The sequence below is a fragment of the Ruegeria sp. I1 genome (assembly GCF_056532675.1).
Window position 1 is genome coordinate 1 of record NZ_JBQFNM010000015.1, and the last position, 26,403, is coordinate 26,403.

Genomic DNA, 26,403 nt, shown 5'->3' on the forward strand with positions numbered 1-26,403 from the left:
CTCCGCCATCTCTAGCATCCCAGCAACAACCTCAGCGCCGCCGGTGAAGGGGGTTCTAAGGTCTAGCGATCAGGGCCGCAAGCAGAAAATTCAGAAATCCATTAAAAAACTGAGGCGCCAAGTTTTATTAAATTAATACAATTACTTAATGAAATTCAAACGTAAGATAAAAGCACAATACTCTGTGCCTTCTAACCGGGATCAACACCAAACACGCGTTATGCACGAGGTTACCCACAGACTCAGGTTAAACTCAGGCGGAATCGGCTTGCCTTGTACGAGACAGCAGCCCTGACATTGGCAATCGCAAAACCAAAAGGCCGACAATCACCAGAAGGTACAGCAGCGGTCCGAGCTGAAAGCCCTTTGCAATCATGATATAATGCACCCCACCCAACAGGACTGCCGGATAGACCAGCTTGTGCAACTTACGCCAGCGCGAACCCAAACGGCGCACCGACCAGCTGTTTGACGTCATGGCCAAAGGCAGCAACAGAAGAAACCCGGCCATGCCGACCGTAATATAGGGGCGCTTGATGATGTCGGCCCATATCTGGCTGGGCAGTTGAACGTCCAACACCAGCCAGACCAGCAAATGGAGCGTGACATAAGCAAAGGCTAAAACCCCAATCGCCCGGCGGAACTTGATCAAGTTCAGACCAAAGTGTTGACGCAAAGGCGTAACGGCCAGACCAAGGATCAGAAGCTGAAGGGCGAGTTCGCCCAACTCATGTTCCAGCGCCTTGATCGGCTCAACCCCCAATCCGCCAGTCAGGGCCAGATACAGAAACCAGGGGGCAGGAAGCGCCCCAAGCGCATAAATCGTCCAGATGGGGATCTTGCGTAGTATCTGATTTATTGCCTGCATCTGATCAGTAGAATTCTTGCAGGTCCATACCTTCATACAGACCAGCCACCTCATCCTCATATCCGTTGAACATGAGCGTCGGGATACGTTTGGAAAATAGCCCGCCGCCAATCTGACGTTCCGAACCCTGCGACCAGCGCGGGTGATCCACATTCGGATTCACGTTACTGTAAAACCCATATTCACGTGGCGCGGACATGTTCCAACTGGTGGGCGGCTCATCTTCGGTGAGGGTGATTTTCACAATCGACTTGATGGATTTGAACCCGTATTTCCACGGCACAACCAGTCGCAAAGGCGCGCCGTTCTGGTTTGGAATCGGCCGGTCATAAATGCCAGTCGCCATGATCGTCAGCGGATGCATCGCCTCGTCCAGACGCAAACCTTCTCTGTAGGGCCAGTCCAGGATCGGGAATTGAGTACCGGGCATTTCATCGGGGCGATAGGCGGTTTCGAACGCCACGTATTTTGCGCCCTCCTGCACACCTGCCATGTTCAAAAGGTCCGCCAATTCGAAACCATTCCAGGGGATAACCATTGACCAAGCCTCGACACAGCGGAATCGATAGATGCGTTCTTCGATCGTCATCTCGGACAGAATGTCCTGAAACCCGTATTCGCCAGGACGGTCGACCAGACCGTCAATCTGAATGCTCCAGGGTTCGGTCACCAGCATATGCGCGTATTTGGCCGGGTCGTCCTTGCGGGTCCCGAATTCGTAGAAATTATTGTAGCTGGTGATCTCTTCCCAAGTATTGGGCTCAAGGGCTTCTTGCGCCGCTGCGGGCCGCGCCATTGAAGCCAGCCCGACACCTGCCAACCCGGCCATCAGTTGCCGCCGGTTCAGAAATGCCGCCCGAGGGGTGACATCGGCATGTGTCAAAGTGTTGGTCCAGCGATGCGCCATTTGGGTCTCCGTCCTGTATCAGCGTCATGTGTGACGTAGTGCCCTGATAGCACAGCGCCAAGGAAACAAGCGTCACGATTGAGCGAAGTCGCTGTAACTTTCGCCCCTGCCCGACACTCCATCGCATAAGATTGAGGTTAGTTGGTCACATTTGAGTATAGTAAGCGAGTCGCAGTCCGATCTGCGATGAATGACTGAGAATGCTGACTGGGAGACTTCATATGTGTGACATCTGCGTAATGAATGCCGTCAAAGACAAAATGCTGTCGCGACGAAACTTCTTCAAAGCCGCGGCAGCCACAGGCGTGGCCGCAGCTGCAACCGGACTAAGCGCGCCGGCAGCTTTGGCTGCAGGTCATGGCGGGGTTGAGGATATGACCCATACGCTCAGCCCCGATTTCCCAACTTGGGGCGGGGAGCCCGGCATCTCGGCTGAGCAGGCGTTTAACTTCGCCGACCATGGGTTTAACCTATTCAACCTGTCGATCAACGAGCACACCGGGACACATATAGATGCGCCGCTGCATTTCTCGGCGGATGGCACATCGGTCGACGAAATCCCTGTTAGTGATCTGGTTGCGCCTTTGTGCGTGGTGGATATCGCCGCACGCGCTGCCGAGGATGCCGACACCCGCGTCACTCCGGATGACCTAAAAGCCTGGATCGCCGCGAACGGAGACATTCCGGATGGTGCCTGCGTCGCCATGCATTCTGGCTGGGCCAGCAAAACCGCAACGGATGAGTTCCGTAACTTCGATGGCGAGGCGCAGCACTATCCCGGTTTCCATGTCGAGGCTGCGCAGATGCTGATGGAAGACACGGGCGCGCGGTCAATTGCGGTGGATACACTGTCGCTGGACCATGGCATGTCCGCCGATTTCGCCACTCACTACGCCTGGCTGCCTTCGGGCCGGTTCGGGATCGAATGCTTGGCCAACCTTGACCGCGTCCCCGCTGCAGGGGCCACGCTTGTTATCGGCGCGCCGAAACACAAAGGCGGCACAGGAGGGCCCGCGCGGATATTTGCGTTGGTTTGAGGACGACAATTAAAATACCATATCAGAGGCTCGCCTTGTCGGAGAGCCTTTGTTGCGATGATCCGCTCAGCTGCCAGTTTTGTGCTTGACCTAAAGGTACCTTGAGCAATCACAGTGCCTTTGGAAGACCAATTTCAACAGAAAGTCCCGTTCATGCACGTGCTGACCGTCGTCGATCATCCAGATCCCAACTCATTTACCGCCGCCGCAGCACAGATGTTCATGGATGGGGCCAATGCAGCTGGTCACACAACTGAATTTGCTGACCTGCATGCCGAGGGCTTCGATCCGCGTTGGTCCATGGCGGACATCGCGGGGGACAAAGCATCCGCGCCACTCGCAGATATTAGATCCGAGCAAGCGCGGATCTCGCGCGCGGATGCCATCTGCCTCGCGTTTCCACTTTTTTGGTGGGGGATGCCGTCGATGATGAAGGGTTGGGTTGATCGCGTCTGGTCTTGGGGTTGGGCCTATGATCAACTGGATGAACGCGAAACGTCGTTACAACGGCCCAGATCAGGGGTCTTGCTGATACCTGCTGGGGCAAGGTCCGACGAAATGGAAGACGCCGGATATCTGAACGCGATAGAGACACTCTGGACACAAGGCACCTTTGGGTATTTCGGGTTTTCGCCCCGTAAGCTGGAAATGCTCTATGGATCAACAGGATCGAAACAGCGTCGCGAAGCACTACTAGAGCAAAGCTACCGCGCTGGACAGACGTTGCCGGCACCTCGGCAGACCATGGCCTGATGGGTTCACAACGATACCTCACACCCCAGTCGGGCGCTAAAGGTCAGGCATTCAAAAGCGCAAGGAGCAATAAAAAAGACCCGCTCACGCAGCGGGTCTTTCTGTTGATTTAGGTTTGATTAATGCACCACGGCATCATCCGGCCTAGGCCGTTCAGATGTGCCCAGCCGATCACCAATGATCAAACCATCGGTTCCGGCTGAGACCGGGACGGTTTCGCCATCCTTGATCTCACCTGCCAGCAACGCTTCGGCCAACGGGTTCTGCAGGGCACGTTGGATCACACGCTTCAAGGGACGCGCGCCAAAGACTGGGTCATAGCCTTCGTTCGCCAGCCATTCTTTGGCCCCATCATCCAGCGCGAGTTCGATCTTGCGGGCAGCCAGACGTTTTTGCAGACGCGCCATCTGGATATCGACGATGCCATCCATATCGGCGCGTTTGAGCCGGTCGAAGATGATGGTCTCGTCCAGACGGTTCAGGAACTCGGGCCGGAAATGCGCCCGAACCGCATCCATCACGTCCCGCCGCGCCTGCGCGCTGTCGGCCCCTTCGGGCAGTTGGCTCAGCGCCTGAGAGCCAAGGTTCGACGTAAGGATGATCAGCGTCTGCTTGAAGTCCACGGTACGGCCCTGACCATCGGTCAGCACACCATCGTCCAGAACCTGCAACAGCACGTTGAACACATCCGGGTGCGCCTTTTCGACCTCATCGAACAGCACGACCTGATAGGGCCTGCGCCGCACGGCTTCGGTCAGCACACCGCCTTCGTCATAACCGACATAGCCCGGAGGGGCACCGATCAGACGGGCAACCGCGTGTTTCTCCATGAACTCGGACATGTCGATGCGGACCATCGCATTGTCGTCGTCAAAGAGGAAGTTGGCCACGGCCTTGGTCAGTTCGGTTTTACCCACGCCGGTCGGGCCGAGGAACAGGAACGAGCCCAACGGGCGGTTCTCGTCATTCAGACCCGCACGCGCGCGGCGCACGGCGTTGGCGACGGCGGTTACGGCGGCATCCTGACCAATCACGCGGGAATGCAGATCGTCTTCCATCCGCAGCAGTTTCTCGCGCTCGCCTTCCAGCATTTTAGAGGTCGGAATACCGGTCCAGCGCTCGACCACCGAAGCGATCTGTTCCGGGCGCACCGTTTCCTCGGCCATCATGGCGTTGCTTTCGGCGTTTTCGGCTTCCGTCAGCTTTTTCTCAAGCTCTGGAATGACGCCATAGGACAGCTCACCCGCCTTGGCGAGGTTGCCTTCCCGCTTAGCGATTTCCAGATCAGCCCGCGCTTTGTCGAGTTGTTCCTTCAAGTCGCGCGCGCCCGCGAGTTTATCGCGTTCGGCCTGCCATTGCGCCGTCATCTCGGCGGACTGCTCCTGCAGATCGGCGAGATCCTTTTGCAAGGTTTCCAGGCGATCCTTGGAGGCCGCGTCATCCTCCAGCTTCAACGCCTCTTCCTCGATCTGCATCTGCAGAATCTGGCGATCCAACTGATCGAGTTCCTCGGGCTTGGAATCCACCTCCATCCGCAACCGTGACGCCGCCTCATCAACCAGATCGATGGCCTTGTCGGGCAGGAACCGGTCGGTGATATAGCGATGCGACAAGGTTGCCGCCGACACCAGCGCCGAGTCCGAGATACGCACGCCGTGGTGCAACTCGTACTTTTCTTTGATGCCGCGCAGAATGCTGATCGTATCCTCGACAGTTGGTTCAGCCACGACAACGGGCTGGAACCGGCGCGCAAGGGCTGCGTCTTTTTCGACGTATTTGCGATACTCATCCAGCGTGGTTGCGCCAATACAATGCAACTCACCCCGAGCCAGCGCAGGCTTGATCAGGTTGGCGGCATCCATCGCGCCGTCGGATTTACCGGCTCCAACCAGAGTGTGCATCTCGTCGATGAACAGGATGATTTCACCCGCGGCCTCGGTCACTTCGGTCAGAACGGCCTTGAGGCGTTCTTCGAATTCACCACGATATTTTGCACCAGCGATCAGCGCACCCATGTCGAGCGCCAGCAGTTTCTTGTCCTTCAGCGATTCCGGCACATCGCCGTTGACGATGCGCAGGGCCATGCCCTCGGCAATCGCGGTTTTACCAACGCCGGGTTCCCCGATCAGAACCGGGTTGTTCTTGGTACGGCGCGACAGAACCTGCATTGAGCGGCGGATTTCTTCATCCCGACCGATGATCGGATCGATCTTGCCTTCAGCCGCAGCCTCAGTCAGATCGCGCGCATATTTCTTGAGCGCGTCATAGCCCTCTTCCGCCGACGCGGTGTCCGCGGTGCGGCCCTTACGGATGTCGTTGATCGCTTCGTTCAGTTTCTGGGCGGAAACAGCACCGGCTTCCAACGCCTCTTTGGCTTTGGATTTCACCATGCACAGCGCCATCAGCACGCGTTCTACCGGCACAAAGCTATCGCCCGCCTTGGTGGCGATCTTGGTGGCCTCGTCCAGAACCTTGGCGGTCTGGCCGTCCATGTAAATCTGACTCGCGTCACCGCTGACTTTAGGGATTTTTCCCATCGCAGCGTCTAGTGCCTCCACCACGCGGTTGGGCGCGCCGCCCGCACGTGTGATCAGGTTGCTCGCCAGCCCCTGATCGTCATCCATCAATGCCTTTAATATGTGTGTGGGTTCCAGCCTCTGGTGCCCTTCGCGCAATGCAATAGTTTGCGCCGCTTGCACGAATCCACGTGCCCGCTCGGTGAACTTGTTCAAGTCCATAGCATTCTCCTTCTAAAAGCGCCCCGGTATGATGCGCCCGCTTGGCGGCACGCGTCGATCTGGGCCTCACATTCAATCTGGGAGATATCTTTGCAGGTTCAAGAGGCTGAACCGCAGAAATCGCTACTCTCGCTGGATTGTATAAACAGTATACCCGCCGGTTTCTGCCACCTGAACAGCCCCGGTTTCATCCACCAACGATTGCGCCGCTGCGCTGCCGGTTGGGCAGGACACAAGATCCGCCGTGTGATCAAGAAAATCGATGGTAAACGCGGTCTCTCCGGTCAACTGGCACCAGTCATCTTCTGACCGATATCCACCCACCAGGCGAAGGTCGTCCGTTGTGGGTGCAGGGGCCGCCCCGACCTCTGGCGCATCAGGCGGGGTTTCATCACATGCCACCAGCGCAACAAGCACACTCAGCAAAACCAGTTTCTTCATATTCTGTCCCTTACATTGAATTCGCGTGTTCTATGCCAGACAGGTTAGCACAGAATGAAACCCGGCGCGCCCGGTATCGCAGATGGACAGCCGCGTCCGAAACCGTTAGGACGCAGACGTTTGCCAAAAAGGAGCGCCCCACTATGTCCGATGACCGCCTGATCGTAGCCCTTGATGTTCCGAACGCCCTGCAAGGGCTCGCCATGGCCGAAAGGCTGGGCGACAGCGTGTCTTTTTACAAGATCGGATTGGGGATGCTGACCGGTGGCGGGCTGGCTTTGGCCAATGAGCTGAAACAGGACCACGGCAAGCGCATCTTTCTGGACATGAAGCTGTTCGACATCGGCAACACGGTCGAAAACGCCGTGCGGGGGCTGGCGCAATTTGATCTGGATTTCTTGACTGTTCACGGCGACCCGCATGTGGTGCGCGCAGCAAAGGAAGGGGCCTCGGGCAAGGACATGAAGATTTTGGCGGTAACCATCCTAACCTCGCTGAACCGCGCTGATCTGGATGCTAGCCTGCTGAAAGCGGGCGACGTGCAGGACCTGGTCGTCGAACGTGCGGTCAGGGCATTGGAGGCCGGGGCGGATGGTGTCATCGCCAGCCCGCAAGAGGCCGCCCTGATCCGCGCCTTGCCGCAGGCCGAAGGCCGCCTGATCGTCACTCCCGGCGTGCGACCTGCGGGCGCCGCCTTGGGGGATCAAAAGCGGGTTGCCACACCCGCCAGCGCAATTGGGGATGGGGCCGATCACATCGTTGTCGGGCGCCCGATCTACCAAGCGGACGACCCAAAAGCTGCCGCCCAGGCTGTGCTTAACGAATTAAATTCTTTGACACGCCACTAGGCGCCCCTGGGAATCGAATCCAGTTTGGATCAACAATTCCGTTCATTAACTTGACCTTACGTCAATTTTTGAGCGCTTCGGTCGAACTCACGCTGTTGTCCAAAATACACACAGCTAACGGCAAGTTTTGGGCCCGACGGTTAGAAACTATCTAAATATTGCGATTTCGGTGAGTCTTGGGGGCGTAATACTCCCCAACGAACCGTTTCTTCCTGAGGTTCGTTACCTCCCCCCGCTCACGCGCGGGGGGTCTTCTTTTCGAAAACCGGGCAAGATGTCAGCCCTTTGATCGCCATCAATCGGTGATATAAAGAACACCTGATCCATTCGCGGAGCACCCGAGGACGCGTATGCCCGGTCTTTGCCGAGATTGCCTGACCACAGTTAACAATGAAACGCGTTGCCCCTCTTGCGGCAGCCCGCGTCTCACGTCGCATCCGGAGCTGTTTGACCTGTCCATTGCGCATATGGACTGCGATGCTTTCTATGCCTCGGTCGAAAAGCGCGACAATCCGGAACTTGCGGATAAATCCGTCATCATCGGTGGCGGAAAGCGAGGCGTGGTGTCGACCGCATGTTACGTGGCGCGTATCCGGGGCGTGCGCTCGGCAATGCCGATGTTCAAAGCCCTGCAACTGTGCCCCGACGCGGAGATAATCCGGCCGCGTATGTCGGTTTATGTCGAAGTATCGCGCGAAATTCGCAAGATGATGGACGAATTGACGCCAGTTGTGGAACCTTTGTCTTTGGACGAGGCATTCATGGACCTGTCCGGCACCGAACGCCTGCATGGCGCGCCACCTGCAGTCATGCTGGCTCGACTTGTCAAACGCATGAAGGATGAGCTGGGCCTGACAGGTTCAATCGGATTGAGCCATAACAAATTTCTGGCCAAGGTCGCCTCGGACCTCGATAAGCCGCGCGGGTTTTCGGTGATCGGAAAAGCCGAGACAGCCGAGTTTCTGCATGACAAACCTGTGCGTCTGATCTGGGGCATCGGGCCAGCGGCGCAGGAATCGCTGGAACGCGCCGGAATTCGCAGCTTCTCCGATCTGCTGCGCTGGGATCAGGAGGCGTTGACGGCCCGGTTTGGTTCGATGGGGTATCGCCTGTGGCATCTGGCACGAGGTCGGGACAAGCGGCGCGTGTCGGCGCATGAACCGATGAAATCAATAAGCAACGAGACTACGTTTTTTGAAGATACAGCCAGCATCGATATTCTGGACGGACATATCTGGCGCATGGCGTTGAAAGTGTCCGACCGGGCCAAAGCAAAGGATTTGGCCGGGCGGGTCGTGACACTGAAACTCAAGAAAGCCAACCACAAGATCATAACCCGTCGGGTCTCGCTGCGCGATCCAACCCAGATCGCGGACCGGATTTACCGCACCGCGCGCGGTCTGTTTGATCAGGTCGGGGATGAGGGTCCTTATCGGCTGTTGGGTTGTGGGCTTTCAGATCTGTGCCCAGCAGATCAGGCTGACATTTCAGGCGATTTGCTGGACCCCGATGCCACACGCCGGTCGCAGGCCGAGCGCGCAACGGACAAAATTCGTGAACGCTTTGGCACCGACGCCATCGTCAAGGGCCGCGCCCTGCGCTGAGGTCTATTCGGCCGCCAGCCGCTGAGGCCGTGCGCCGACACTGGTAATCTCGGCAATGACCTGACGCAGTAATTTGCTGAAAGCCATAAAGTTTGCGTTGGGGGCGATCTTATCCTCGTCCATATAAAGAGCGCGATCAATCTCGATCTGGATGGCATGCTGCTGGCGACCAGGCCGACCATAAGTCTGAGTAACATAAGCACCAGCAAAGGGCGCGTTACGCGCTACGTTCAGACCCGCTGCGGCAAAGGCGGCTTCAATCTGATCGACGATCTGGCCGGAAGCAGACGCGCCAAATCGATCGCCCAGAACAATCTCGGGGCGGTTCTCATGCGCTGCCCCGGCGATGGCCTCATGCGGCATCGAATGGCAATCGATCAGGATGGCCTGCCCGAACATTTCATGCGACTCGGCCAGAAGTGATTTCAGCCGCGCGTGATAAGGCCGCCAATAGGTATCGATCCGCAATCGCGCCTCATCCATGGTCAGCTTGCCCCGATAAATGGCCCGACCATTGGCCACGACGCGGGGAATCACCCCCAGTCCGGACGCGACGCGCGGATTGTGCCCCTGGCGGCGCGCGCCGCTGATCAATGCGGGATCAAGTTCCTCTGCGCTGCGATTCAAATCCAGATAGGCGCGAGGCATAGCGGCACGGATCAATGGCGCTCCAAATTCGGAGGCCGGCGTAAACAGTTGATCTACAAAGGCATCCTCAGAAGATCGAATCGCCTTTGGGCTTAGAACCGAACGGTCCAGCAGCGCCTGCGGATAGTCCCGCCCGCTATGAGGCGACGAAAACACCACACTCGAACTGCGGTTCACGGGAATGTCCAGTATAAAGGCTGCGTTCGCCATAGCCCCTCCATTGCTGTTGCCCAACATAGACCGGAAATTTGTTCTACCAAACCCCTTGAACCCCTGAACGACTCCTTTTATAGACCCCGCTACCGGCGCGGTGATCCGCGCCCCATTTCGTTATGGGGTAGGCATCGTGACGGGAACGTGGGCGGTTAGCTCAGCGGTAGAGCACTTCGTTGACATCGAAGGGGTCACAAGTTCGATCCTTGTACCGCCCACCATCGTTTCACTGTTCCGGTTTCCGGGACCCCGACTAACCCAGGCGCTGGCCACGTCTTTGATGAAGGCGCCGCAGATTGGAGACAGACCATGAAGGTCAAGAACTCGCTCCGCTCGCTCAAGAATCGGCACCGCGATTGCCGGATTGTGCGTCGCAAAGGCCGCGTCTACGTGATCAACAAGACGCAGCGCAAGTTCAAAGCTCGCCAGGGCTGAGAACCGCGCTTATAGATTTCGAAGAAACCGCGCCGTTGAGCGCGGTTTTTTTGTTTTGAAACGCCACTTGCTGCCTGAACTATTCATCCAATCCGGCCGTCATCTGTTTCTCAAAACGCCACACTTCCATTGGGAACGCGCCTTCCGAGGTGTCGAGATTCACAACCCGCTGCCCAGCTTTGACCCAACCTGTCTTCTCATAGAACCGGCTTGCGCGTTCGTTGCCCATTGCGCAGGCCAGCCAAGCCATTTTGTGACCGGCAGCCTTGATCCGGCTTTCGGCGTCTTTAATAAGCGCTTGAGCGACACCTGAACCCCGCGCCTGTTGCGACACATACATCTGATATAGCTCGTCCTCTTTTATCATGCAGATCCCAAGCAGTTTGGAACCGTTGACAGCAATCCGGGTATCCAGAAGGTTCTCCATCGTGCGCTCCAAAAAACTATCTTTAGTACGCAGTGCACGAAGGCGGGAAGGCACGATATCAGCATGCGCGTCATGCCAGCCGGTTTCCCAGATCCTTGCGATCTGCCCAACCCATTCTTTGGTGGCGTTCTCCAGACGGTAGGTCATTTCTGAAATCTACACCCGCGGCACTGCATCAGCAAACAGCGCACTGAGGTCTGTGTCCATCTCCTGAGAATCCCCGACAGGTAAACCAATGATCTGATGGGTCGAACCCGCGACCATGTGACCAACTATTTTAGTCGGATTTTCTTGCATCTTACCCAGAATCGTTTAATTGACAATTTCAGTCGGATTATGATCCGCCAAGAATTTCAATGTTGGGAGACACTATGCTGAAATCCTCGACCTGTATCGCCGCAGCCATGACAGCGCTGATTGCCACCTCCGCCGCTGCAGACGGTGAACTGAACCTCTATTCGTCGCGCCACTACGATACCGATGAACGCCTCTATTCCGACTTCGAAGAAGCGACCGGCATCAAGATCAACCGCATCGAAGGCAAGGCCGACGAACTGATCGCGCGTATGGAAGCCGAAGGTGCAAACTCGCCAGCAGACATCCTGCTGACCGTTGACACTTCGCGCCTGGAACGCGCCAAGAATGCAGGTGTTCTGCAATCGATTGACAGTGCAGTTCTGGAAGAGCGTATCCCGTCGAACCTGCAAGACAGCGACAACCAGTGGTTTGGCTTCTCACAGCGTGCACGCATCCTGTTCTATGACAAGAACGACGTCAGCGAACCGCCGCAAACCTACGCCGATCTGGCCGACCCGAAATACAAGGGTCAGGTCTGCATCCGTTCCGGCACCAACGTGTACAGCCAGACCATTCTGGCCGCGATCATCGAGCATGCTAGTGCAGATGCCGCGAAAGACTGGGCCGAAGGCGTTGTTGCGAACTTCGCACGCGATCCCCAAGGCGGGGACACCGACCAGCTGCGCGGGATCGTTTCAGGTGAGTGTGACATCGCGATGTCCAACACCTACTACTTCGCCCGTGCCATTCGCAAAGACGTGGATGGTGTATCCGCCGAGCGTGACATGATCGGCTGGGTCTTCCCGGATCAGGACGGCAATGGCGCGCATATGAACCTCTCCGGTGGTGGCGTTGCGGCAAACGCTCCGAACAAGGAAAACGCCATCATGTTCCTTGAGTATCTGGCAAGCGATCAGGCGCAGCAGTACTTCTCTGCCGGTAACGACGAATATCCGGCGGTTGAAGGCGTTGCCATTTCGGCTTCGGTTTCAGAACTGGGTGACTTCAAGGGCGACGACGTTGACCTGTCTGCCGTTGCGAAAAACGTACCAGAAGCACAAAAGATCTTTAACGAAGCTGGTTGGAAGTAAACCAACTGATCTCTGGTAGATTGCAAAGGGCGCAGATTTTCTGCGCCCTTTTTCGTTGCTATATCTATATATTTCTGCAACTCTTCTCATTATCGAGAATATTTCTACTATATGGACAATGCTGGATTCCCTCTCAACCCGCCTAGCAACCCGACTAAGTGAGCTACGCCAAGGCCGTGGCTGGTCATTGGATCAACTGGCCGGACACAGCGGCATCAGCCGGGCAACCCTGTCGCGCATGGAAAAGGGTGACGTCAGCCCAACGGCTGAAAACCTAGGCCGTTTATGCAACGCCTACGGCCTGCCCATGTCGCGCTTGCTGATGATGGTCGAAGACAGTTTCGACCCCAAAGTTCCACTTGAAAGGCAAACAGAGTGGAGCGATCCGGAAACCGGCTATACGCGCCGATCCGTCTCACCCCCGTCCACCGGGCTGAGTGGCGAAGTGCTGGAGTGCCACCTGCCACGCGACACCGTGATCCGCTATGAAGCCCCGCTAAAACCAGGTCAGGAACATCATCTGATTGTACTGGACGGAGTGATGACACTCACGGTGGATAGCACCACGCACGAGCTGAGCGGCGGGGATTGCCTGCGCTATCACCTGTCTGGCCCGACGCGATTTGAAACCACGGCAGCGCGCGGCGCGCGCTATATTCTGGTACTGATATGATCACACGACTCTCGGACGATTATTTCGATGACGCAGTCGATGACCTTTCCGATATTCTGCACGCGTGTGTCCATACCGGAGCGAGCATCGGATTCGTTCTACCCTTCTCGATGGAAGACGCGCGCAGCTATTGGCACAATCGAGTGCGGCCGGACCTACACGCGCTGGACCTGTTTGTAGCTTACGATGCTGGCCGCATTTTGGGTACGGTCCAACTGATCCCCGCCAACATGCCAAATCAGCCGCATCGTGCCGATGTTGCCAAGCTTCTGGTTCACCCGAACGCAAGGCGGCGCGGTTTGGCGCGGGTGCTCATGGGCGCGCTTATGGACCGATCGCGCGAACTTGGCCGTACCCTCTTGGTTCTGGACACGCGCAGCACTGACCCATCGAAACTGCTCTACCAGAGCATAGGTTTTCAGATCGCCGGAGAAATCCCAAACTATTGCCGCAACCCGTTTGAACCCACGCTGGAGCCTACCACCTATATGTACAAAGACCTGAGGCAGCGCGCCGCGTCAGATTCAATCAACACAGGCCAAGGGGCAGAAACCGATCCTGCCCACACGACGCCTTAGAAATCCAGGTTTTCCACACTCAAAGCGTTCTGTTGGATGAACTCGCGGCGGGGCTCGACCACGTCGCCCATCAGCTTAGTAAACAGATCATCCGCTTCGACCATGTCATCCACGCGCACCTGCAACAGCGTCCGGGCGTCCGGGTCCAGCGTGGTTTCCCACAGCTGATCCGGGTTCATCTCTCCCAGACCCTTATAGCGTTGCAGCGATAGACCCTTTTCGCCCTCTTCCAGAATGGCCCGCAAGAGGTCCAGCGGGCCATGGATGTCCTGACTGCGATCACGGCGGACCAACGTGGCAGGGGTGTTATAAATCTCCTGCAGACTTTGCGTGAAGCTGCCGGTTTTACGCGCCTCACCCGAGCGCAGCATCGGGCCGTCTAGTGTGCGCACCTCTTCGACACCACGCAAGATACGGGCCAGGCGGATGCCGTGATCCTGCGTGATCCGGCCCTGCCAGCCACGTTCATATTCCAGCGCGATCAGGTCAAGGCGGGCGGCAACCTTGTCGGCCACGCCTTGCAAGTCGGCATCGACAGCACCGGGCACAAAGGCACCGGCCACGGCGGCCTGTTCCAGAATGTGGCGCGGGTAGTGGGTTGGGAAGGCGTCCAGCACGCGTTTCAACTGGCGCGCTTCGTCGACGACGCGGGTCAGGTCCTGAGCGACGATTTCCTCGCCCGAGCCCAGCTTCAGAACAGCACCCTCGACCCCCTGATTTATCAGATAGTCATCCAGCGCTGCCTGGTCCTTCAGGTAAACCTCTGATTTACCACGTGAAACCTTATAGAGCGGAGGCTGTGCGATGTAGAGGTATCCACCTTCAATCAATTCCGGCATCTGACGGTAGAAGAAGGTCAGCAACAGTGTCCGGATATGCGCGCCATCGACATCCGCATCAGTCATGATGACGATCTTGTGGTAGCGCAGCTTTTCGATGTTGAACTCATCGCGTCCGATGCCGGTGCCCAGCGCCATGACGAGGTTCCCGATCTCCTGAGAAGAAAGCATCCGGTCAAACCGCGCGCGTTCGACGTTCAGGATTTTCCCGCGCAGGGGCAGAACGGCCTGAGTCAGACGATCGCGACCGGTCTGGGCCGAGCCACCCGCCGAGTCACCCTCGACGAGGAAGACTTCGGTTTTGGACGGGTCTTTCTCGGAACAGTCTTTCAACTTCCCGGCCAGATAGTTCACATCCATCGCCGTCTTGCGTCGGGTCAGTTCACGCGCCTTTCGGGCCGCTTCACGGGCCAATGCGGCCTCGATGATCTTACCGACGATCCCTTTGGCCTCGTTCGGGTTTTCCTCGAACCACTCGGCCAGCTTTTCGTTCATCAAGCCCTCAACCGCAGGTCGTACTTCGGACGAAACCAGCTTGTCTTTGGTCTGGGACGAGAATTTCGGGTCAGGCACTTTGACCGACAACACACAGGTCAGACCTTCGCGCGCATCGTCGCCGGTGAAGCTAACCTTTTCCTTCTTCGCGATCCCGCTTGACTGGGCATAGTTGTTGATCGTCCGGGTCAGAGCGCCCCGGAAACCCGCCACATGGGTCCCGCCATCCCGCTGCGGGATATTGTTGGTAAAGGGCAGAACCGTCTCGTGGTAGCTGTCATTCCACCACATCGCGATTTCGACGCCAATATCGTCCCGCTCGCCCTTGATATAGATCGGTTCGGGCATTGCCGGGGTCTTGGACCGGTCGAGGTATTTGACGAATTCCTTGACGCCACCCTCATAGAACAGTTCGGTCTCCAGCCGTTCGGCAGGGCGTTCGTCGATCAGGATGATGCGCACGCCCGAGTTCAGGAAGGCCAGCTCACGCAGGCGCTTCTCCAGCGTCTCAAACGAGTATTCGAGGTTCGAGAACGTATCGGTCGAGGCCAGAAAGCGCACCTCGGTCCCGGTGCGGTCGCCGCATTCACCGACGACTTTCAGGTGCTCAGCGGTCTCGCCACGCTCAAAACGCGCTACGTGCTCTTTGCCCGCGCGCCAGATGCGCAGCTCCAGCCATTCGGAAAGAGCATTTACAACCGAAACGCCCACGCCGTGCAGGCCGCCCGACACCTTGTACGAGTTGCTGTCGAACTTACCGCCCGCGTGCAGCTGGGTCATGATGACCTCGGCCGCCGAGACGCCCTCTTCGGGGTGAATATCCACCGGGATGCCACGGCCGTTGTCACTGACCGAGACGCTGGAATCGGCGTGGATTTTCACGGTCACATGATCGGCGTGATCGGCCAGAGCCTCGTCAATTCCGTTATCAACGACCTCGTACACCATATGGTGCAACCCTGAGCCATCATCCGTATCCCCGATATACATACCGGGACGTTTGCGAACTGCCTCTAAGCCTTTGAGAACTTTGATGGAATCTGCGCCGTATTCCTGGGGTGCCTGTGCGTCTTCGGACATGCCGTTAGTACCTATATTATTTTGGTAACTTATACGTTTTCTGGTGGGGAATGTCACGCGCTACCCCAAGATTTTGTGGTTGAGATCCGATTTATCTGCGGATCAAAGCTGATCGAGGTCTGCCGCGATATCATCTGCAATTTCGGCTGCGTTGACGTCGTCCCGTTCGGCCGTCAATCGCAGGCCCAGAAGGTCCGACTGATAGCGCGCAGCAAGGCGTTCGGGATCGTGATCTGAGCTTATCTCTCCGGCCTTTTGGGCGCGGCGAAACAGGTCTGCGAAACAGGATTTCATTGCGATCATATGCGCGCCCGCCTGACCGGCCAAATCGTGATCCTTTGCCTGCAACTCGGCGTAGGTCTTGGCCAGCATACAAGCTTTGGTCGGCAGGTCAGAGGCAGCAATCACGCGATAGGGCTGCGCCTTGAGCGCCCCGAGCGGCCCCAGCTCCTCAGCCAAGGCAAGCATACTGGCAACCCCGTCTTGCGCGTAGCGCTCTAGCGCCAGCGCATATAGGGCATCTTTCGAGCCAAACGCCGCATAGAAACTGCCCGGCTTCAGCTTCAACTCGCGCTCAAGGTCCTTCAGCGACGTCCCCGCCCAGCCGTGACGCCAGAAGATATCACGCGCCTGCGCGATCAGCGCGTCTCGGTCATATGCGGGTTTGCGGGGCATTGGATCACCAATTCTTGAGTGCTTGCTCAAATATATACTTGAGTGATCGCTCAAGAAACCCTAAATACGACTCATCGCGCCAGAAATCAGGAGTTTTGACATGGCCAACTTCCCGTCTCACGACCTCGAATCCGCCCCAGAGGGATCCAAACCGCTGTTGAAGAAATCGCAAGCCGCCTTTGGCCGGCTGCCCGGTCTGCACAAGGTGATGGCAGAAAGCCCGCAGCATCTGGAAGGCTATCAGGTTCTGCACGGTCTCTTTATGCAGACCGACTTCGACAACGACGAGAAAACCGTCGTCTGGCAGACCATCAACGTTGAGAATGAGTGCCACTACTGTGTCCCCGCTCATACCGGCATCGCCAAAATGATGAAGGTTTCGGACGAAATCACCGAGGCCCTGCGCAACGAAACCCCGCTACCGACAGCCAAGCTAGAAGCGCTGCGCACCTTCACTCTGCAAGTGATGGAAACCCGAGGCAACCCGACCGAAGAACAGCTGCAGGCGTTCTTTGACGCTGGTTATTCGCACCGCGCCGTTCTGGATGTTGTTCTGGGTCTGGCGCAGAAAACCATGTCGAACTACGTCAACCACATGGCCAAAACTCCGGTCGATCAGGTCATGCGTGGCTTCTTGTGGGAACGCAAAGTCAGCGAACCGGCCTAAGCCGACACGACCGAGCCCTCATCGCCTTCGGTAACAACCAGCGTTTGGGCCCGGTCGCCCAATTCCGCAAACAGCTCAGGCCCGGTGCCCGTCATCCAGGCCTGAGCGCCCAGCGCACAGATCTCATCATAGAGCGCCGCGCGTCGCCCGGCATCCAAATGTGCAGCCACCTCATCCAGCAACACAATCGGCGGCGCGCCAACCATTCCCGCCAGCGCCCGTGCGTTTGACAGGATCAGGGACACCAGCAACGCCTTCTGCTCACCCGTGGAACAATCCTTGGCCGGAACCCCTTTGGCAGCGAACACCCCATACAGGTCCGAGCGATGCGGCCCGACCAGAGTTCGCCCTGCTGCAAGATCGCGGAAACGGCTTTCGCTCAGCGCCTCGCGCAGATCATCCGCAGTCTCGGGCATCGCACCTTCCGTTTGAATCAACTCCAAGTCGGCTGAAGGAAACGCCGTCTCGGACTGTTCCTGTGCGGCACGCAAATGATCCAATGCTGCAAGACGCGCCGAATGGATCCGATACCCTGTCTCGGCCATCTGACCTTCCAAGGCCGTGTACCAATGGGCATCCCGAACCTGGTCTTTCAGCAGCCGGTTCCGCTCACGCATGGCTTTCTCATAGGTTAACGACGCTTCGGCATGCGCGGGATCAAAGCTTAGCGCGATGCGGTCCAGAAACCGCCGCCGCCCCTCAGCTCCTTCGATCCACAGCCGATCCATAGACGGGATCAACCACACCAAGCGCGCGAGTTTGCCCAGATCAATCTGACTGGAAGCCTTATCGTCAATGCGAACCTGGCGCGCCGCGCCGCCTTCGGACCATGTCTCGATCTCATACCCCCCGCCCTGCGCACTCAGCAGGCCGGACAGTTTCCAGCCCAAGGCCTCGGGTCGCCTGGTCATCTCCGCCGCACTGGCCCGCCGCATCCCGCGACCGGGCGAAAACAGAGACACCGCTTCAAGGATATTGGTCTTCCCGGCCCCGTTCGGCCCATGAATGGCCACCGGGCGCCCATCCAAAGACAACCGCGCCAATTTGTGAGACCGAAAATGCGAGACCGTAAGCTCGGTCAGGGCCAATCCCATGACCCCTCCCTTCTTCTGTTCAAAAATACCTCCGCCGGAGGCATCGCGCGCCAGCGCGATCAGACGCGCATCGGCATGACAACATAAACCGCGCTCTGGTCATTGCCTTCGCGCATTAGGGTCGGGTCGCCCGCCGAATTGAACATGAACACCGCGTTTTCGCGATCGACCTGAGACGCGATCTCTAGCAGATATTTTGCGTTGAACCCGATCTCTAGCCGTTCATCACCATAAGCCACGGCCAATTCTTCCTCAGCCGCACCACTATCAGGTGCATTGACCGACAGTATCAGCTTGTCCCCGTCCAGCTGAAGCTTCACCGCGCGTGACCGCTCAGAGGAGACTGTAGCCACACGATCTACGGCCTGCGCAAATTCGGCGGCGTCTACCTCAAGCTTGCGGGTGTTCCCTTGCGGAATAACGCGTGTGTAGTCGGGGAAGGTGCCATCAATCACTTTTGAGGTCAGAGTGATATCGGGTGTTGCAAAACGGACTTTGGTTTCACTGACTGAAACTGCGATATCCATCTCGTCATCTTCCAGCAGCTTTCGCAGCTCGCCCACTGTTTTGCGGGGCACAATCACGCCCGGCAAATCCGCAGCGCCATCGGGCAGATCCGCATCAATACGCGCCAGACGGTGGCCATCGGTGGCCACACAGCGCAGCACTTTGCCACCCTCAGCCCCATCCGCCACATGCATATAAACACCGTTAAGATAATACCGGGTTTCTTCTGTCGAAATGGCAAACTTCGATTTATCAAACAGCCGGCGCAGCAGGGCCGCCGACGCGGTAAAGTTTGAAGCGTATTCCGACGAGGCCATCACCGGAAAATCCTCTTTCGGCAAGGTCGCCAGCGAGAAATTCGACCGCCCGGCCTCAACCGTCAAACGACCTGCGGCACTGTCGGCTGTCAAGGTAACCAGAGCACCATCAGGCAGTTTGCGTACAATTTCATGCAACGTTGTCGCAGCCACCGTCGTCGCGCCGGCCTTCTCGACCTGTGCGGGGGCTTTGTCGACAACCTCGATATCCAGATCGGTGGCGCGGAACTGAACCTGATCCCCTTCGGCCTCGATCAGCACATTGGCCAGTATCGGGATCGTATTCCGGCGTTCGACAACAGATTGGGCCTGTGAAACGGCCTTGAGAAGGGTGCCGCGTTCGATGCTGATCTTCATACCCTTAATTCCTCTGACTTGCGTGCCGAAATGGGCGGGACTGGCACGTTAGCGGTTCCACCCTGAGGCACAAGGATTTTTTACGGATTTCTGGGTCGGAAAACCCATTCGGTCAAGGGGCGCGTGCGCCGCCAAGTACAGTTCACGCGCGACCGTGGGCAATACCGCACAAGAAAACGCCCCGGACATCACATCCGAGGCATCGTTGACAGGTTATGCCTTAGACCTCAGGCTTCCAGCGCGCGGCGCAGCATTTCAACGTCTTCCGCGATCTGGCCATCGGTGACTTTCAATTCTTCGATCCGCTTCACACCATGCATAACCGTGGTGTGGTCGCGCCCTCCAAACCGGCGCCCGATTTCGGGCAAAGACCGACTGGTCAATTGCTTGCATAGATACATCGCCACCTGACGCGGGCGCGCGTACGAGCGCAGCCGTTTAGGGCCAATGATGTCCGACAAACGGATGTTGTAATAGTCGGACACTTTGCGTTGAATCTCTTCGACCGTGATTTTGCGTTCCGAGGCGCGCAGCACGTCAGCCAGACAATCCTGTGTCAGTTCCATGTCGATCTCACGCCCGACCAGCGAGGCGAAAGCGAACAGACGGGTCAGTGCGCCTTCTAGCACGCGCACATTGGTCGAAATGCGATGCGCCAGAAACTCCAGCACCCCATCCGCAATCACCAGATCAGGATAAGTGCTGATATGCTGTTGAACCTTGTTCTGAAGGATGCCCAGACGCAGCTCGTAATCGGTCGGGTGTAGATCGACAACCAATCCACATTGCAGGCGCGACTTTACCCGGTCTTCCAGATCCTTGATCTCACCCGGTGCGCGGTCAGCCGAGATGATGATCTGTTTGTTCTGGTCTACCAGCGCATTGAAGGTATGAAAGAACTCTTCTTGAGTGGAATCCTTGCCCGCGATGAATTGCACATCGTCCACCATAAGCACATCGACCGAGCGGAACAGATGTTTGAAGTCCATCATCCGGCGTTCGCGCAGGGCCTGCACGAAACGATACATGAACTGTTCTGCCGACAGATAGAGGACGTTCAACTCAGGATGTTTGGTTTTTAGCTCCCATGCGATGGCATGCATCAGGTGTGTCTTACCCAGACCAACGCCCCCATACAGAACCAGCGGATTGAATGTGACGGGACCGCCTTCTGACACGCGGCGAGCAGCGGCATGTGCCAGCTCGTTGGGCTTGCCCACCACGAAACTGTCAAAGGTGAAACGCGGATCAAGAGGCGCGGCTTGCATCGAATCCAACGCCTCTTGCGCGGCCTCTGAGCGCGGCGCTACAGGGGCGGTGGCAGTCTCAGCTGCTGCCTCTTCGACCACCGGTTTCGCGACCGGGTTCGGACGCGCGGGAGTATTTGCGGCAACGCGGAAATCCAAACGCTGGACTGACTCTCCCGAGGTATTCAGCTCGTACAATATCAGGTCGGCAAAATTCTGACTGACATAGTTGCCCATGAAATTGGTAGGCGCAGAAAACACCGCGACACCATCTTGCAACTCTTCAAATGTCAGAGGTTCAATCCAGGTCGTGTAGTTGTTCCGGCCAATTACCTTAATCAACTTGTTACGCAGTAGTCCCCATTTCTCTTGTGTCATTCAGCGCCTCACGCATCCCATTCTTTATTGGCCTGTCGGCCTTATTCATACGGAACCGGTTTCCCGGCTTAGGGATTCACCAAGCAAAAGGGTCAGGTGCGTCAAACCGTATGGTTCGACGAGGTCGTCACCGGAGTGCAACGACGCTCTGGTTCAGTCGGCTGGCAATAATTAACCGTCCGGTGAACCGGGTCGCAGGTAGCACACACATTTTCTAGACAGAGCCAGAACCATTGGTTAGCCCAAGGTCCGTGGCAAATCGGCAGCCCGGACAAAGCCGGTCATCGACGCCAACCCCGCAATCGTCCTGATGCCCGTCAGTATGATCGCGGAAACAGCCTGTCCCCCCAAGCGAGTGAATCGCTGAATCAGTGGTAGCAAGACGGCATAGGGCACGGCAACGAAACTCTGATATTGACTCGGCTCTTTCAGCGAAAGAATCTCTCGGTTTCGTGAGGACGCGGCATTCCGGCAACAGGAAAAAAGGCGCCGCACTTAGCGACGCCTTTGAATTTGGTTCAGCCTTTCTGACATGACCTAAGGTCATGCAGCAGGTTTAACCCAGTGCTTTGACGCGCGCTGACAGGCGCGACATTTTACGGGATGCAGTATTCTTGTGGAAGACACCCTTGGTGACGCCGCGCATCAGCTCGGGCTGCGCCGCGCGCAGGGCTGCGGTGGCTGCGTCCTTGTCACCGGATTCGATTGCTTCTTCGACTTTGCGCAGATAGGTGCGGATGCGCGAACGACGCGCTTTGTTTACAGCGAAACGCTTTTCGTTCTGACGCGCGCGCTTCTTTGCCTGGGGCGAGTTAGCCATGTGTTTCTTGACCTTTGTTCGGTACGGTTATCTTGGGTTGCGCGCCACGGATATATCCGCACCGGATCAGAAATCACGAGTGTGAATCGGGCCAGGCGGGCCGCACGCGCATGTATGACGGCGGTCTCTACCCAAGTTTTACAGGTTTGCCAAGCCGATTCTTACCCTGCGCGCCCAACAAACAAGCAGGCCGAAGCCTGCCTTTCGCGGGGTCTTTGTTGCGACCTTACTTATCGCGGAATTGCGCAGCACGTTTTTCCAGAAACGCCGCCATGCCTTCTTTCTGATCTTCGGTGGCGAACATCGAATGGAACACGCGACGCTCGAACAACAGACCTTCGCTCAGCGGCAGCTCGTAGCTGCGGTTCACCGCTTCCTTGGCCGCAGCGGCCGTCAGCAGCGATTTCTCAGCGATCTTCTGCGCTGCACCCATGGCTTCTTCCATCAGCTTTTTTGCTGGGACAACTCGGCTTACAAGACCCGAGCGTTCGGCTTCTTCCGCGTCCATGAAACGACCTGTCAGGTTCATGTCCATGGCCTTGGATTTGCCGACAAACCGCGTCAGGCGCTGTGTGCCACCAATGCCAGCAATCACACCCAGATTGATCTCGGGCTGGCCGAATTTGGCTGTATCGGCTGCGATGATGAAATCGCACATCATGGCCAGTTCACATCCACCGCCCAGCGCATAACCTGCCACGGCCGCGATGATTGGCTTGCGAATGGCCGAAACGCGTTCGTTGACCGAAGCAAAAAGATCCGTGCTAAGCACATCAACAAAGCTCATCTCGGACATCTCCTTGATGTCCGCACCTGCAGCAAATGCTTTGTCCGAGCCGGTGATCACAATGCAGCGCACCTTGTCGTTCTGGTCCGCCTCTTCCAATGCGTCGCAGAGTTCGCTCACCAATTGGGTGTTCAGCGCATTCATCGCGTCTGGTCTATCCAGCTTGATCAGCCCGACGTGGTCTTCGATTTCGACGATGATCGTCTCAAAAGCCATAAGGTTTAGCTTCCGGTTGTTCCGTTCAAGTACGATTCCTTATCACGCGAAAAACTTGGATCAAGTTATCTTTGGCATTGCGCACAATAGAAGGATGAGCGACCGGACTGGGTGATTCTCTTGATCAATGCGCCGCATCCTTCGGTGCGGCAGGGTTCATCTTCACGCCCGTAAACATCAAAGCTGTGCTGAAAATATCCAAGCTCTCCATCAGCTTGGCGGAAATCCCGCAACGACGACCCGCCAGCATCAATTGCATCCTGAAGCACCTCCCGGATGATCGGCACCAAAGCTGCAATTCGTGGCTTAGAAATCTGCCCAGCTTTGCGACGTGGCGAGACTCGACCCCGATAAAGCGCCTCGCAGACATAAATATTGCCAAGCCCGGCAACGATTCCCTGATCCAGAAGCGCCGATTTCACCGGCGTATTCTTCCCCTTGAACGCATCAATCAAGTGCTGTTCGTGAAAATCATTGCCCAAGGGCTCCGGCCCCAGAACAGACAACAGCTTGTGATCGTCGGCCGTCGCCGTTGGCAACAGATCCATCGCCCCAAAGCGGCGCGGATCATTGAATGTCACGCGCGCACCGTTGGCCATATGGAACACAACATGATCATGTTTCTGCGCCGAGGGGTGCTCGTGCAAGAACTGGCCCAACGGATCGCCTGACATCGTCATCCGACCCGACATGCCCAGATGCACCAGAAGGGTCTCACCACTGCTGAGATCGGCCAGTATATACTTTGACCGCCGCCGCAACCGCTCAACCCTTTGCCCGGTCAGACGCTCCGCCATGCGGTCCGGAAAAGGCCAGCGCAGGTCAGGGCGGTTCACATCCGCCCGCGCGATCACAACGCCTTCCATCGCCGGAGTAAGGCCGCGCCTTACAGTCTCGACCTCGGGCAACTCGGGCATTACATGGCTCCTATACCAAAGGGCCGCATTGTGCCCGCTTCTCATGGCCCTATAACAGAAGCGAAATTCGACAAACGGCAAGGCAAATGTCTGACATCAACGACAACACCACTCATTTCGGGTTCGAAACTGTGCGCGAGACAGACAAGGCAGAGCGTGTGCAAGGCGTGTTCAGTTCCGTCGCCTCGAAATACGATGTGATGAATGATGTCATGTCGATGGGCATTCACCGGATCTGGAAAGATGCGATGATGGATTGGCTCGCGCCCCGTCCGGGTCAGCGCTTGCTGGATGTGGCCGGGGGCACCGGAGACATTTCCTTCCGCTTCCTTAAACGTGCCGGCCATGGCCACGCCACCGTTCTGGACCTGACCGAATCGATGCTGATCGAAGGCCGCCAACGGGCCGAGGCGGATCAGATGTCTGAAAGTCTGGACTGGGTGGTGGGCGATGCGATGTCGCTTCCGTTCGAAGACAACACTTTCGATGTTTACACTATCTCCTTCGGCATCCGAAACGTCACCCGCCCGCAAGAGGCCCTGAACGAAGCGTATCGCGTTTTGAAACCGGGCGGGCGCCTGATGGTGCTGGAGTTTAGTCAATTGCCCAATGACGGGCTGCAGAAGCTTTATGACCTCTACAGCTTCAACGTCATCCCCCGCATGGGCAAGTTGATCGCCAATGACTACGACAGCTATCAGTACCTCGTGGAATCGATCCGCAACTTCCCCGATCAGGAGACATTCCTGGGCATGGTCCGCAGTGCTGGGTTCGAAAACGCCAAATATCGTAACCTGAGCATGGGGATCGCCGCCTTGCATTCCGGCTGGAAAATCTAAATGCGCGGCCCGCACAACATCATTCGCCTGATCCGAACAGGTGCCACACTGGAACGCACCGGCGCCATGAACGTGGTGCTGGATGCGTTTGAAGCCCCCAGATCGTTGCGCTTCGTGGCCCACGCTCTTGGCAAGCCCTTTCAATGGCTTGGCTACAAGGGCGATCCGGATATGCCCCCTGCGACGCGCGCCCTGACCGCACTTGGCCCGGCCTATATCAAGTTCGGGCAGGTGCTCTCGACCCGCCCCGACGTGGTCGGCGATGAACTGGCCGAGCAATTGCGCGTCTTGCAGGACAAGCTCCCCCCCTTCTCCAAATCTGAGGCCATAGCTGAGGTGGAAAAGGAACTCGGGCAACCCGTCAGTGACATCTTCAGCGAATTCAGCGACCCCATTGCCGCTGCATCCATTGCGCAGGTTCACAAGGCCAAGCTGGTCACCTCAGGTGAAGATGTGGCGGTCAAAGTCCTGCGCCCCGGCATCGAACGCGCCTTCCGCAAGGATGTGGATGCGTTCTATTTCGCTGCCCGTATCGTTCAACTCTTTGCCCCGGGCGCACGTCGTCTGCGCCCGATGGAGGTGATCGAACATTTCGACGGCGTCGTGCGCGGTGAGCTAGACCTGCGCCTCGAAAGCGCCGCCGCTTCAGAATACGCCGCCAACACAAAAGATGATGCCGGGTTCTGGCTACCGCCGGTGGTGTGGTCCCTATCCGCCCGCCGTGTGATGACGCTCAGCTGGGCGGATGGCATACCACTTGGCGACAATAACGCGCTGGACGCCGCAGGCCACAACCGCCGTGATCTGGCGGAACGGGTGCTGCGACTGTTCTTGTTGCACGCGCTGCGCGACGGCTACTTCCACGCCGATATGCATCAAGGCAACCTGAAGGTCGCTGCCAACAGCGATATCATCGCCTATGACTACGGTATCATGGGCCATATCGACGAATACACCCGCCGGGTTTATGCCGAGATCCTGTTTGGCTTCATCCGCCGCGATTACAAGCGGGTCGCCGAGGTTCATTTTGAAGCCGGATATGTCCCCGCCGACCGGGATGTCGACGAATTCGCCCGCGCCTTGCGCGCAGTCGGCGAACCAATTTTCGGCATGGACGCTACGCATATTTCGATGGGTCGGCTGCTAAGCTACTTATTTGAAGTCACCGAACGCTTCGGCATGGAAACCCGGACCGAGCTGATCCTGCTGCAGCGCACTATGGTTGTCGTCGAAGGCGTCGCCCGTTCACTCGATCCACATATGAATATCTGGGAAGTCGCCCGCCCCGTGGTCGAGGACTATATCAAACGCTCAATCGGCCCACGCGCCGCGCTGCGGGATTTTGGGAAAACCGCTCTGGTTCTGGCCAGATTCGGCCCACGCCTGCCTGCACTGGTGGAAAACGCGCTCATCGCACAAACCCAAAAAGAAGAGCCCAAAGATTCAGGCCTTCTGCGCGGCATCCTCACTACCCTGTTCGGCGCCGTCCTCGGGGCCGTCAGTGTTCTTCTGATCATGGCGCTTGGCTAGGTTCAGCCCACTTGCTTCATCTGGCCAAAAATATCCTCGGGGGGGAATCATGCCATCGCGCGATGGGGGGGCAGCCAGCC

Annotated in this window: 25 protein-coding genes and 1 tRNA gene; 12 read left to right on the forward strand and 14 right to left on the reverse strand. The window is 57.3% G+C overall.

The features are described 5' to 3' along the window. Nucleotides 1-253: 253 nt before the first annotated feature. Together msrQ and msrP are read right to left on the reverse strand one after the other, a co-directional pair. Nucleotides 254-868 (reverse strand): protein-methionine-sulfoxide reductase heme-binding subunit MsrQ, encoded by a 615-nt coding sequence (msrQ, locus tag ACR0DH_RS19515; RefSeq protein ID WP_480551551.1) that lies wholly within the window; start codon nucleotides 866-868, stop codon nucleotides 254-256. Between the two features lie 4 nt (nucleotides 869-872). Then, nucleotides 873-1,775, reverse strand: coding sequence for a protein-methionine-sulfoxide reductase catalytic subunit MsrP (msrP, locus tag ACR0DH_RS19520; RefSeq protein WP_480551549.1), 903 nt, complete (start codon nucleotides 1,773-1,775; stop codon nucleotides 873-875). Between the two features lie 221 nt (nucleotides 1,776-1,996). Here msrP and ACR0DH_RS19525 point away from each other — a divergent pair, with 221 nt between their 5' ends. Together ACR0DH_RS19525 and ACR0DH_RS19530 are read left to right on the forward strand one after the other, a co-directional pair. Beyond that, nucleotides 1,997-2,812 (forward strand): cyclase family protein, encoded by an 816-nt coding sequence (locus ACR0DH_RS19525; RefSeq protein ID WP_480551547.1) that lies wholly within the window; start codon nucleotides 1,997-1,999, stop codon nucleotides 2,810-2,812. A 153-nt stretch (nucleotides 2,813-2,965) separates the two neighbouring features. Next, entirely contained in the window at nucleotides 2,966-3,565 is a 600-nt protein-coding gene (locus ACR0DH_RS19530) for an NAD(P)H-dependent oxidoreductase (protein WP_480551545.1), read from the forward strand. Between the two features lie 119 nt (nucleotides 3,566-3,684). Here ACR0DH_RS19530 and clpB read toward each other — a convergent pair whose 3' ends face one another. Continuing rightward, on the reverse strand, nucleotides 3,685-6,303 hold the full coding sequence (gene clpB, locus ACR0DH_RS19535) for an ATP-dependent chaperone ClpB (protein ID WP_480551543.1): 2,619 nt from the start codon (nucleotides 6,301-6,303) through the stop codon (nucleotides 3,685-3,687). A gap of 123 nt (nucleotides 6,304-6,426) precedes the next feature. After that, nucleotides 6,427-6,744 (reverse strand): hypothetical protein, encoded by a 318-nt coding sequence (locus ACR0DH_RS19540; RefSeq protein ID WP_480545151.1) that lies wholly within the window; start codon nucleotides 6,742-6,744, stop codon nucleotides 6,427-6,429. A 143-nt stretch (nucleotides 6,745-6,887) separates the two neighbouring features. On the opposite strand from ACR0DH_RS19540, the gene pyrF reads away from it, so the two are divergent. Together pyrF and ACR0DH_RS19550 are read left to right on the forward strand one after the other, a co-directional pair. Next, nucleotides 6,888-7,592: an orotidine-5'-phosphate decarboxylase gene (gene pyrF, locus ACR0DH_RS19545; protein ID WP_480545152.1), complete on the forward strand. Its 705-nt coding sequence runs from the start codon at nucleotides 6,888-6,890 to the stop codon at nucleotides 7,590-7,592. Nucleotides 7,593-7,942: 350 nt separating this feature from the next. Beyond that, entirely contained in the window at nucleotides 7,943-9,196 is a 1,254-nt protein-coding gene (locus ACR0DH_RS19550) for a DNA polymerase IV (protein WP_480551541.1), read from the forward strand. Between the two features lie 3 nt (nucleotides 9,197-9,199). On the opposite strand, the gene ACR0DH_RS19555 is transcribed toward ACR0DH_RS19550, so the two are convergent. Beyond that, nucleotides 9,200-10,054, reverse strand: a complete 855-nt coding sequence (locus ACR0DH_RS19555) for an N-formylglutamate amidohydrolase (protein ID WP_480551539.1) — start codon at nucleotides 10,052-10,054, stop codon at nucleotides 9,200-9,202. 149 nt (nucleotides 10,055-10,203) lie between these two features. Here ACR0DH_RS19555 and ACR0DH_RS19560 point away from each other — a divergent pair. Together ACR0DH_RS19560 and ykgO are read left to right on the forward strand one after the other, a co-directional pair. Then, a tRNA-Val gene (locus tag ACR0DH_RS19560) sits at nucleotides 10,204-10,278 on the forward strand. A gap of 88 nt (nucleotides 10,279-10,366) precedes the next feature. Beyond that, on the forward strand, nucleotides 10,367-10,492 hold the full coding sequence (ykgO, locus tag ACR0DH_RS19565) for a type B 50S ribosomal protein L36 (RefSeq protein WP_008755722.1): 126 nt from the start codon (nucleotides 10,367-10,369) through the stop codon (nucleotides 10,490-10,492). A gap of 79 nt (nucleotides 10,493-10,571) precedes the next feature. Here the strand turns inward: ykgO and ACR0DH_RS19570 are convergent, their stop codons facing one another. Next, nucleotides 10,572-11,066 (reverse strand): GNAT family N-acetyltransferase, encoded by a 495-nt coding sequence (locus ACR0DH_RS19570; RefSeq protein WP_480551537.1) that lies wholly within the window; start codon nucleotides 11,064-11,066, stop codon nucleotides 10,572-10,574. Nucleotides 11,067-11,290: 224 nt separating this feature from the next. Here ACR0DH_RS19570 and ACR0DH_RS19575 point away from each other — a divergent pair, with 224 nt between their 5' ends. The 3 genes from ACR0DH_RS19575 to ACR0DH_RS19585 all read left to right on the forward strand — a co-directional run bounded on the left by ACR0DH_RS19575 (nucleotide 11,291) and on the right by ACR0DH_RS19585 (nucleotide 13,558). After that, nucleotides 11,291-12,307, forward strand: a complete 1,017-nt coding sequence (locus tag ACR0DH_RS19575; protein ID WP_480551559.1) for a Fe(3+) ABC transporter substrate-binding protein — start codon at nucleotides 11,291-11,293, stop codon at nucleotides 12,305-12,307. Nucleotides 12,308-12,425: 118 nt separating this feature from the next. Beyond that, nucleotides 12,426-12,980, forward strand: a complete 555-nt coding sequence (locus tag ACR0DH_RS19580; RefSeq protein ID WP_480551535.1) for a helix-turn-helix domain-containing protein — start codon at nucleotides 12,426-12,428, stop codon at nucleotides 12,978-12,980. Then, nucleotides 12,977-13,558 carry an N-acetyltransferase family protein gene (locus ACR0DH_RS19585; protein WP_480551533.1) on the forward strand — a complete coding sequence of 194 codons (582 nt, stop codon included), beginning with the start codon at nucleotides 12,977-12,979 and terminating at the stop codon, nucleotides 13,556-13,558. The genes ACR0DH_RS19580 and ACR0DH_RS19585 overlap by 4 nt, the downstream gene beginning before the upstream one ends. Here ACR0DH_RS19585 and gyrB read toward each other — a convergent pair. Both gyrB and ACR0DH_RS19595 read right to left on the reverse strand, forming a co-directional pair. Further along, on the reverse strand, nucleotides 13,555-15,972 hold the full coding sequence (gene gyrB, locus ACR0DH_RS19590) for a DNA topoisomerase (ATP-hydrolyzing) subunit B (RefSeq protein WP_480551531.1): 2,418 nt from the start codon (nucleotides 15,970-15,972) through the stop codon (nucleotides 13,555-13,557). The genes ACR0DH_RS19585 and gyrB overlap by 4 nt on opposite strands. A 102-nt stretch (nucleotides 15,973-16,074) precedes the next feature. Further along, complete coding sequence (locus tag ACR0DH_RS19595; protein WP_480551529.1) at nucleotides 16,075-16,647, reverse strand: TetR/AcrR family transcriptional regulator; 573 nt, start codon at nucleotides 16,645-16,647, stop codon at nucleotides 16,075-16,077. Nucleotides 16,648-16,747: 100 nt separating this feature from the next. Between ACR0DH_RS19595 and ACR0DH_RS19600 the strand changes: the two genes are divergently transcribed. After that, nucleotides 16,748-17,314, forward strand: a complete 567-nt coding sequence (locus tag ACR0DH_RS19600) for a carboxymuconolactone decarboxylase family protein (RefSeq protein ID WP_480551527.1) — start codon at nucleotides 16,748-16,750, stop codon at nucleotides 17,312-17,314. On the opposite strand, the gene recF is transcribed toward ACR0DH_RS19600, so the two are convergent. From recF to mutM, 6 genes are all read right to left on the reverse strand, one after another. Continuing rightward, nucleotides 17,311-18,408, reverse strand: coding sequence for a DNA replication/repair protein RecF (recF, locus tag ACR0DH_RS19605; protein ID WP_480551525.1), 1,098 nt, complete (start codon nucleotides 18,406-18,408; stop codon nucleotides 17,311-17,313). The two genes, ACR0DH_RS19600 and recF, sit on opposite strands and share 4 nt — an antisense overlap. A gap of 59 nt (nucleotides 18,409-18,467) precedes the next feature. After that, on the reverse strand, nucleotides 18,468-19,589 hold the full coding sequence (dnaN, locus tag ACR0DH_RS19610; protein WP_353012544.1) for a DNA polymerase III subunit beta: 1,122 nt from the start codon (nucleotides 19,587-19,589) through the stop codon (nucleotides 18,468-18,470). Between the two features lie 227 nt (nucleotides 19,590-19,816). Further along, nucleotides 19,817-21,214, reverse strand: coding sequence for a chromosomal replication initiator protein DnaA (gene dnaA, locus ACR0DH_RS19615; RefSeq protein WP_480551523.1), 1,398 nt, complete (start codon nucleotides 21,212-21,214; stop codon nucleotides 19,817-19,819). 556 nt (nucleotides 21,215-21,770) lie between these two features. After that, on the reverse strand, nucleotides 21,771-22,034 hold the full coding sequence (rpsT, locus tag ACR0DH_RS19620; RefSeq protein ID WP_170463044.1) for a 30S ribosomal protein S20: 264 nt from the start codon (nucleotides 22,032-22,034) through the stop codon (nucleotides 21,771-21,773). Nucleotides 22,035-22,260: 226 nt separating this feature from the next. After that, complete coding sequence (locus ACR0DH_RS19625) at nucleotides 22,261-23,037, reverse strand: enoyl-CoA hydratase (RefSeq protein ID WP_480551521.1); 777 nt, start codon at nucleotides 23,035-23,037, stop codon at nucleotides 22,261-22,263. 65 nt (nucleotides 23,038-23,102) lie between these two features. After that, on the reverse strand, nucleotides 23,103-23,954 hold the full coding sequence (gene mutM, locus ACR0DH_RS19630) for a bifunctional DNA-formamidopyrimidine glycosylase/DNA-(apurinic or apyrimidinic site) lyase (RefSeq protein ID WP_480545164.1): 852 nt from the start codon (nucleotides 23,952-23,954) through the stop codon (nucleotides 23,103-23,105). 86 nt (nucleotides 23,955-24,040) lie between these two features. Here mutM and ubiE point away from each other — a divergent pair, with 86 nt between their 5' ends. Together ubiE and ubiB are read left to right on the forward strand one after the other, a co-directional pair. Then, nucleotides 24,041-24,793: a bifunctional demethylmenaquinone methyltransferase/2-methoxy-6-polyprenyl-1,4-benzoquinol methylase UbiE gene (gene ubiE, locus ACR0DH_RS19635; protein ID WP_480545165.1), complete on the forward strand. Its 753-nt coding sequence runs from the start codon at nucleotides 24,041-24,043 to the stop codon at nucleotides 24,791-24,793. Further along, nucleotides 24,794-26,323 carry a 2-polyprenylphenol 6-hydroxylase gene (gene ubiB / locus ACR0DH_RS19640; RefSeq protein ID WP_480545166.1) on the forward strand — a complete coding sequence of 510 codons (1,530 nt, stop codon included), beginning with the start codon at nucleotides 24,794-24,796 and terminating at the stop codon, nucleotides 26,321-26,323. It begins immediately after the preceding gene. Nucleotides 26,324-26,403: the final 80 nt, after the last annotated feature.

Bases quoted from the DNA above. Each gene is read 5' to 3' on its own strand.
- msrQ (WP_480551551.1), bottom strand. From the start codon at position 868: ATGCAGGCAATAAATCAGATACTACGCAAGATCCCCATCTGGACGATT.
- msrP (WP_480551549.1), bottom strand. From the start codon at position 1,775: ATGGCGCATCGCTGGACCAACACTTTGACACATGCCGATGTCACCCCT.
- ACR0DH_RS19525 (WP_480551547.1), top strand. From the start codon at position 1,997: ATGTGTGACATCTGCGTAATGAATGCCGTCAAAGACAAAATGCTGTCG.
- ACR0DH_RS19530 (WP_480551545.1), top strand. From the start codon at position 2,966: ATGCACGTGCTGACCGTCGTCGATCATCCAGATCCCAACTCATTTACC.
- clpB (WP_480551543.1), bottom strand. From the start codon at position 6,303: ATGGACTTGAACAAGTTCACCGAGCGGGCACGTGGATTCGTGCAAGCG.
- ACR0DH_RS19540 (WP_480545151.1), bottom strand. From the start codon at position 6,744: ATGAAGAAACTGGTTTTGCTGAGTGTGCTTGTTGCGCTGGTGGCATGT.
- pyrF (WP_480545152.1), top strand. From the start codon at position 6,888: ATGTCCGATGACCGCCTGATCGTAGCCCTTGATGTTCCGAACGCCCTG.
- ACR0DH_RS19550 (WP_480551541.1), top strand. From the start codon at position 7,943: ATGCCCGGTCTTTGCCGAGATTGCCTGACCACAGTTAACAATGAAACG.
- ACR0DH_RS19555 (WP_480551539.1), bottom strand. From the start codon at position 10,054: ATGGCGAACGCAGCCTTTATACTGGACATTCCCGTGAACCGCAGTTCG.
- ykgO (WP_008755722.1), top strand. From the start codon at position 10,367: ATGAAGGTCAAGAACTCGCTCCGCTCGCTCAAGAATCGGCACCGCGAT.
- ACR0DH_RS19570 (WP_480551537.1), bottom strand. From the start codon at position 11,066: ATGACCTACCGTCTGGAGAACGCCACCAAAGAATGGGTTGGGCAGATC.
- ACR0DH_RS19575 (WP_480551559.1), top strand. From the start codon at position 11,291: ATGCTGAAATCCTCGACCTGTATCGCCGCAGCCATGACAGCGCTGATT.
- ACR0DH_RS19580 (WP_480551535.1), top strand. From the start codon at position 12,426: ATGCTGGATTCCCTCTCAACCCGCCTAGCAACCCGACTAAGTGAGCTA.
- ACR0DH_RS19585 (WP_480551533.1), top strand. From the start codon at position 12,977: ATGATCACACGACTCTCGGACGATTATTTCGATGACGCAGTCGATGAC.
- gyrB (WP_480551531.1), bottom strand. From the start codon at position 15,972: ATGTCCGAAGACGCACAGGCACCCCAGGAATACGGCGCAGATTCCATC.
- ACR0DH_RS19595 (WP_480551529.1), bottom strand. From the start codon at position 16,647: ATGCCCCGCAAACCCGCATATGACCGAGACGCGCTGATCGCGCAGGCG.
- ACR0DH_RS19600 (WP_480551527.1), top strand. From the start codon at position 16,748: ATGGCCAACTTCCCGTCTCACGACCTCGAATCCGCCCCAGAGGGATCC.
- recF (WP_480551525.1), bottom strand. From the start codon at position 18,408: ATGGGATTGGCCCTGACCGAGCTTACGGTCTCGCATTTTCGGTCTCAC.
- dnaN (WP_353012544.1), bottom strand. From the start codon at position 19,589: ATGAAGATCAGCATCGAACGCGGCACCCTTCTCAAGGCCGTTTCACAG.
- dnaA (WP_480551523.1), bottom strand. From the start codon at position 21,214: ATGACACAAGAGAAATGGGGACTACTGCGTAACAAGTTGATTAAGGTA.
- rpsT (WP_170463044.1), bottom strand. From the start codon at position 22,034: ATGGCTAACTCGCCCCAGGCAAAGAAGCGCGCGCGTCAGAACGAAAAG.
- ACR0DH_RS19625 (WP_480551521.1), bottom strand. From the start codon at position 23,037: ATGGCTTTTGAGACGATCATCGTCGAAATCGAAGACCACGTCGGGCTG.
- mutM (WP_480545164.1), bottom strand. From the start codon at position 23,954: ATGCCCGAGTTGCCCGAGGTCGAGACTGTAAGGCGCGGCCTTACTCCG.
- ubiE (WP_480545165.1), top strand. From the start codon at position 24,041: ATGTCTGACATCAACGACAACACCACTCATTTCGGGTTCGAAACTGTG.
- ubiB (WP_480545166.1), top strand. From the start codon at position 24,794: ATGCGCGGCCCGCACAACATCATTCGCCTGATCCGAACAGGTGCCACA.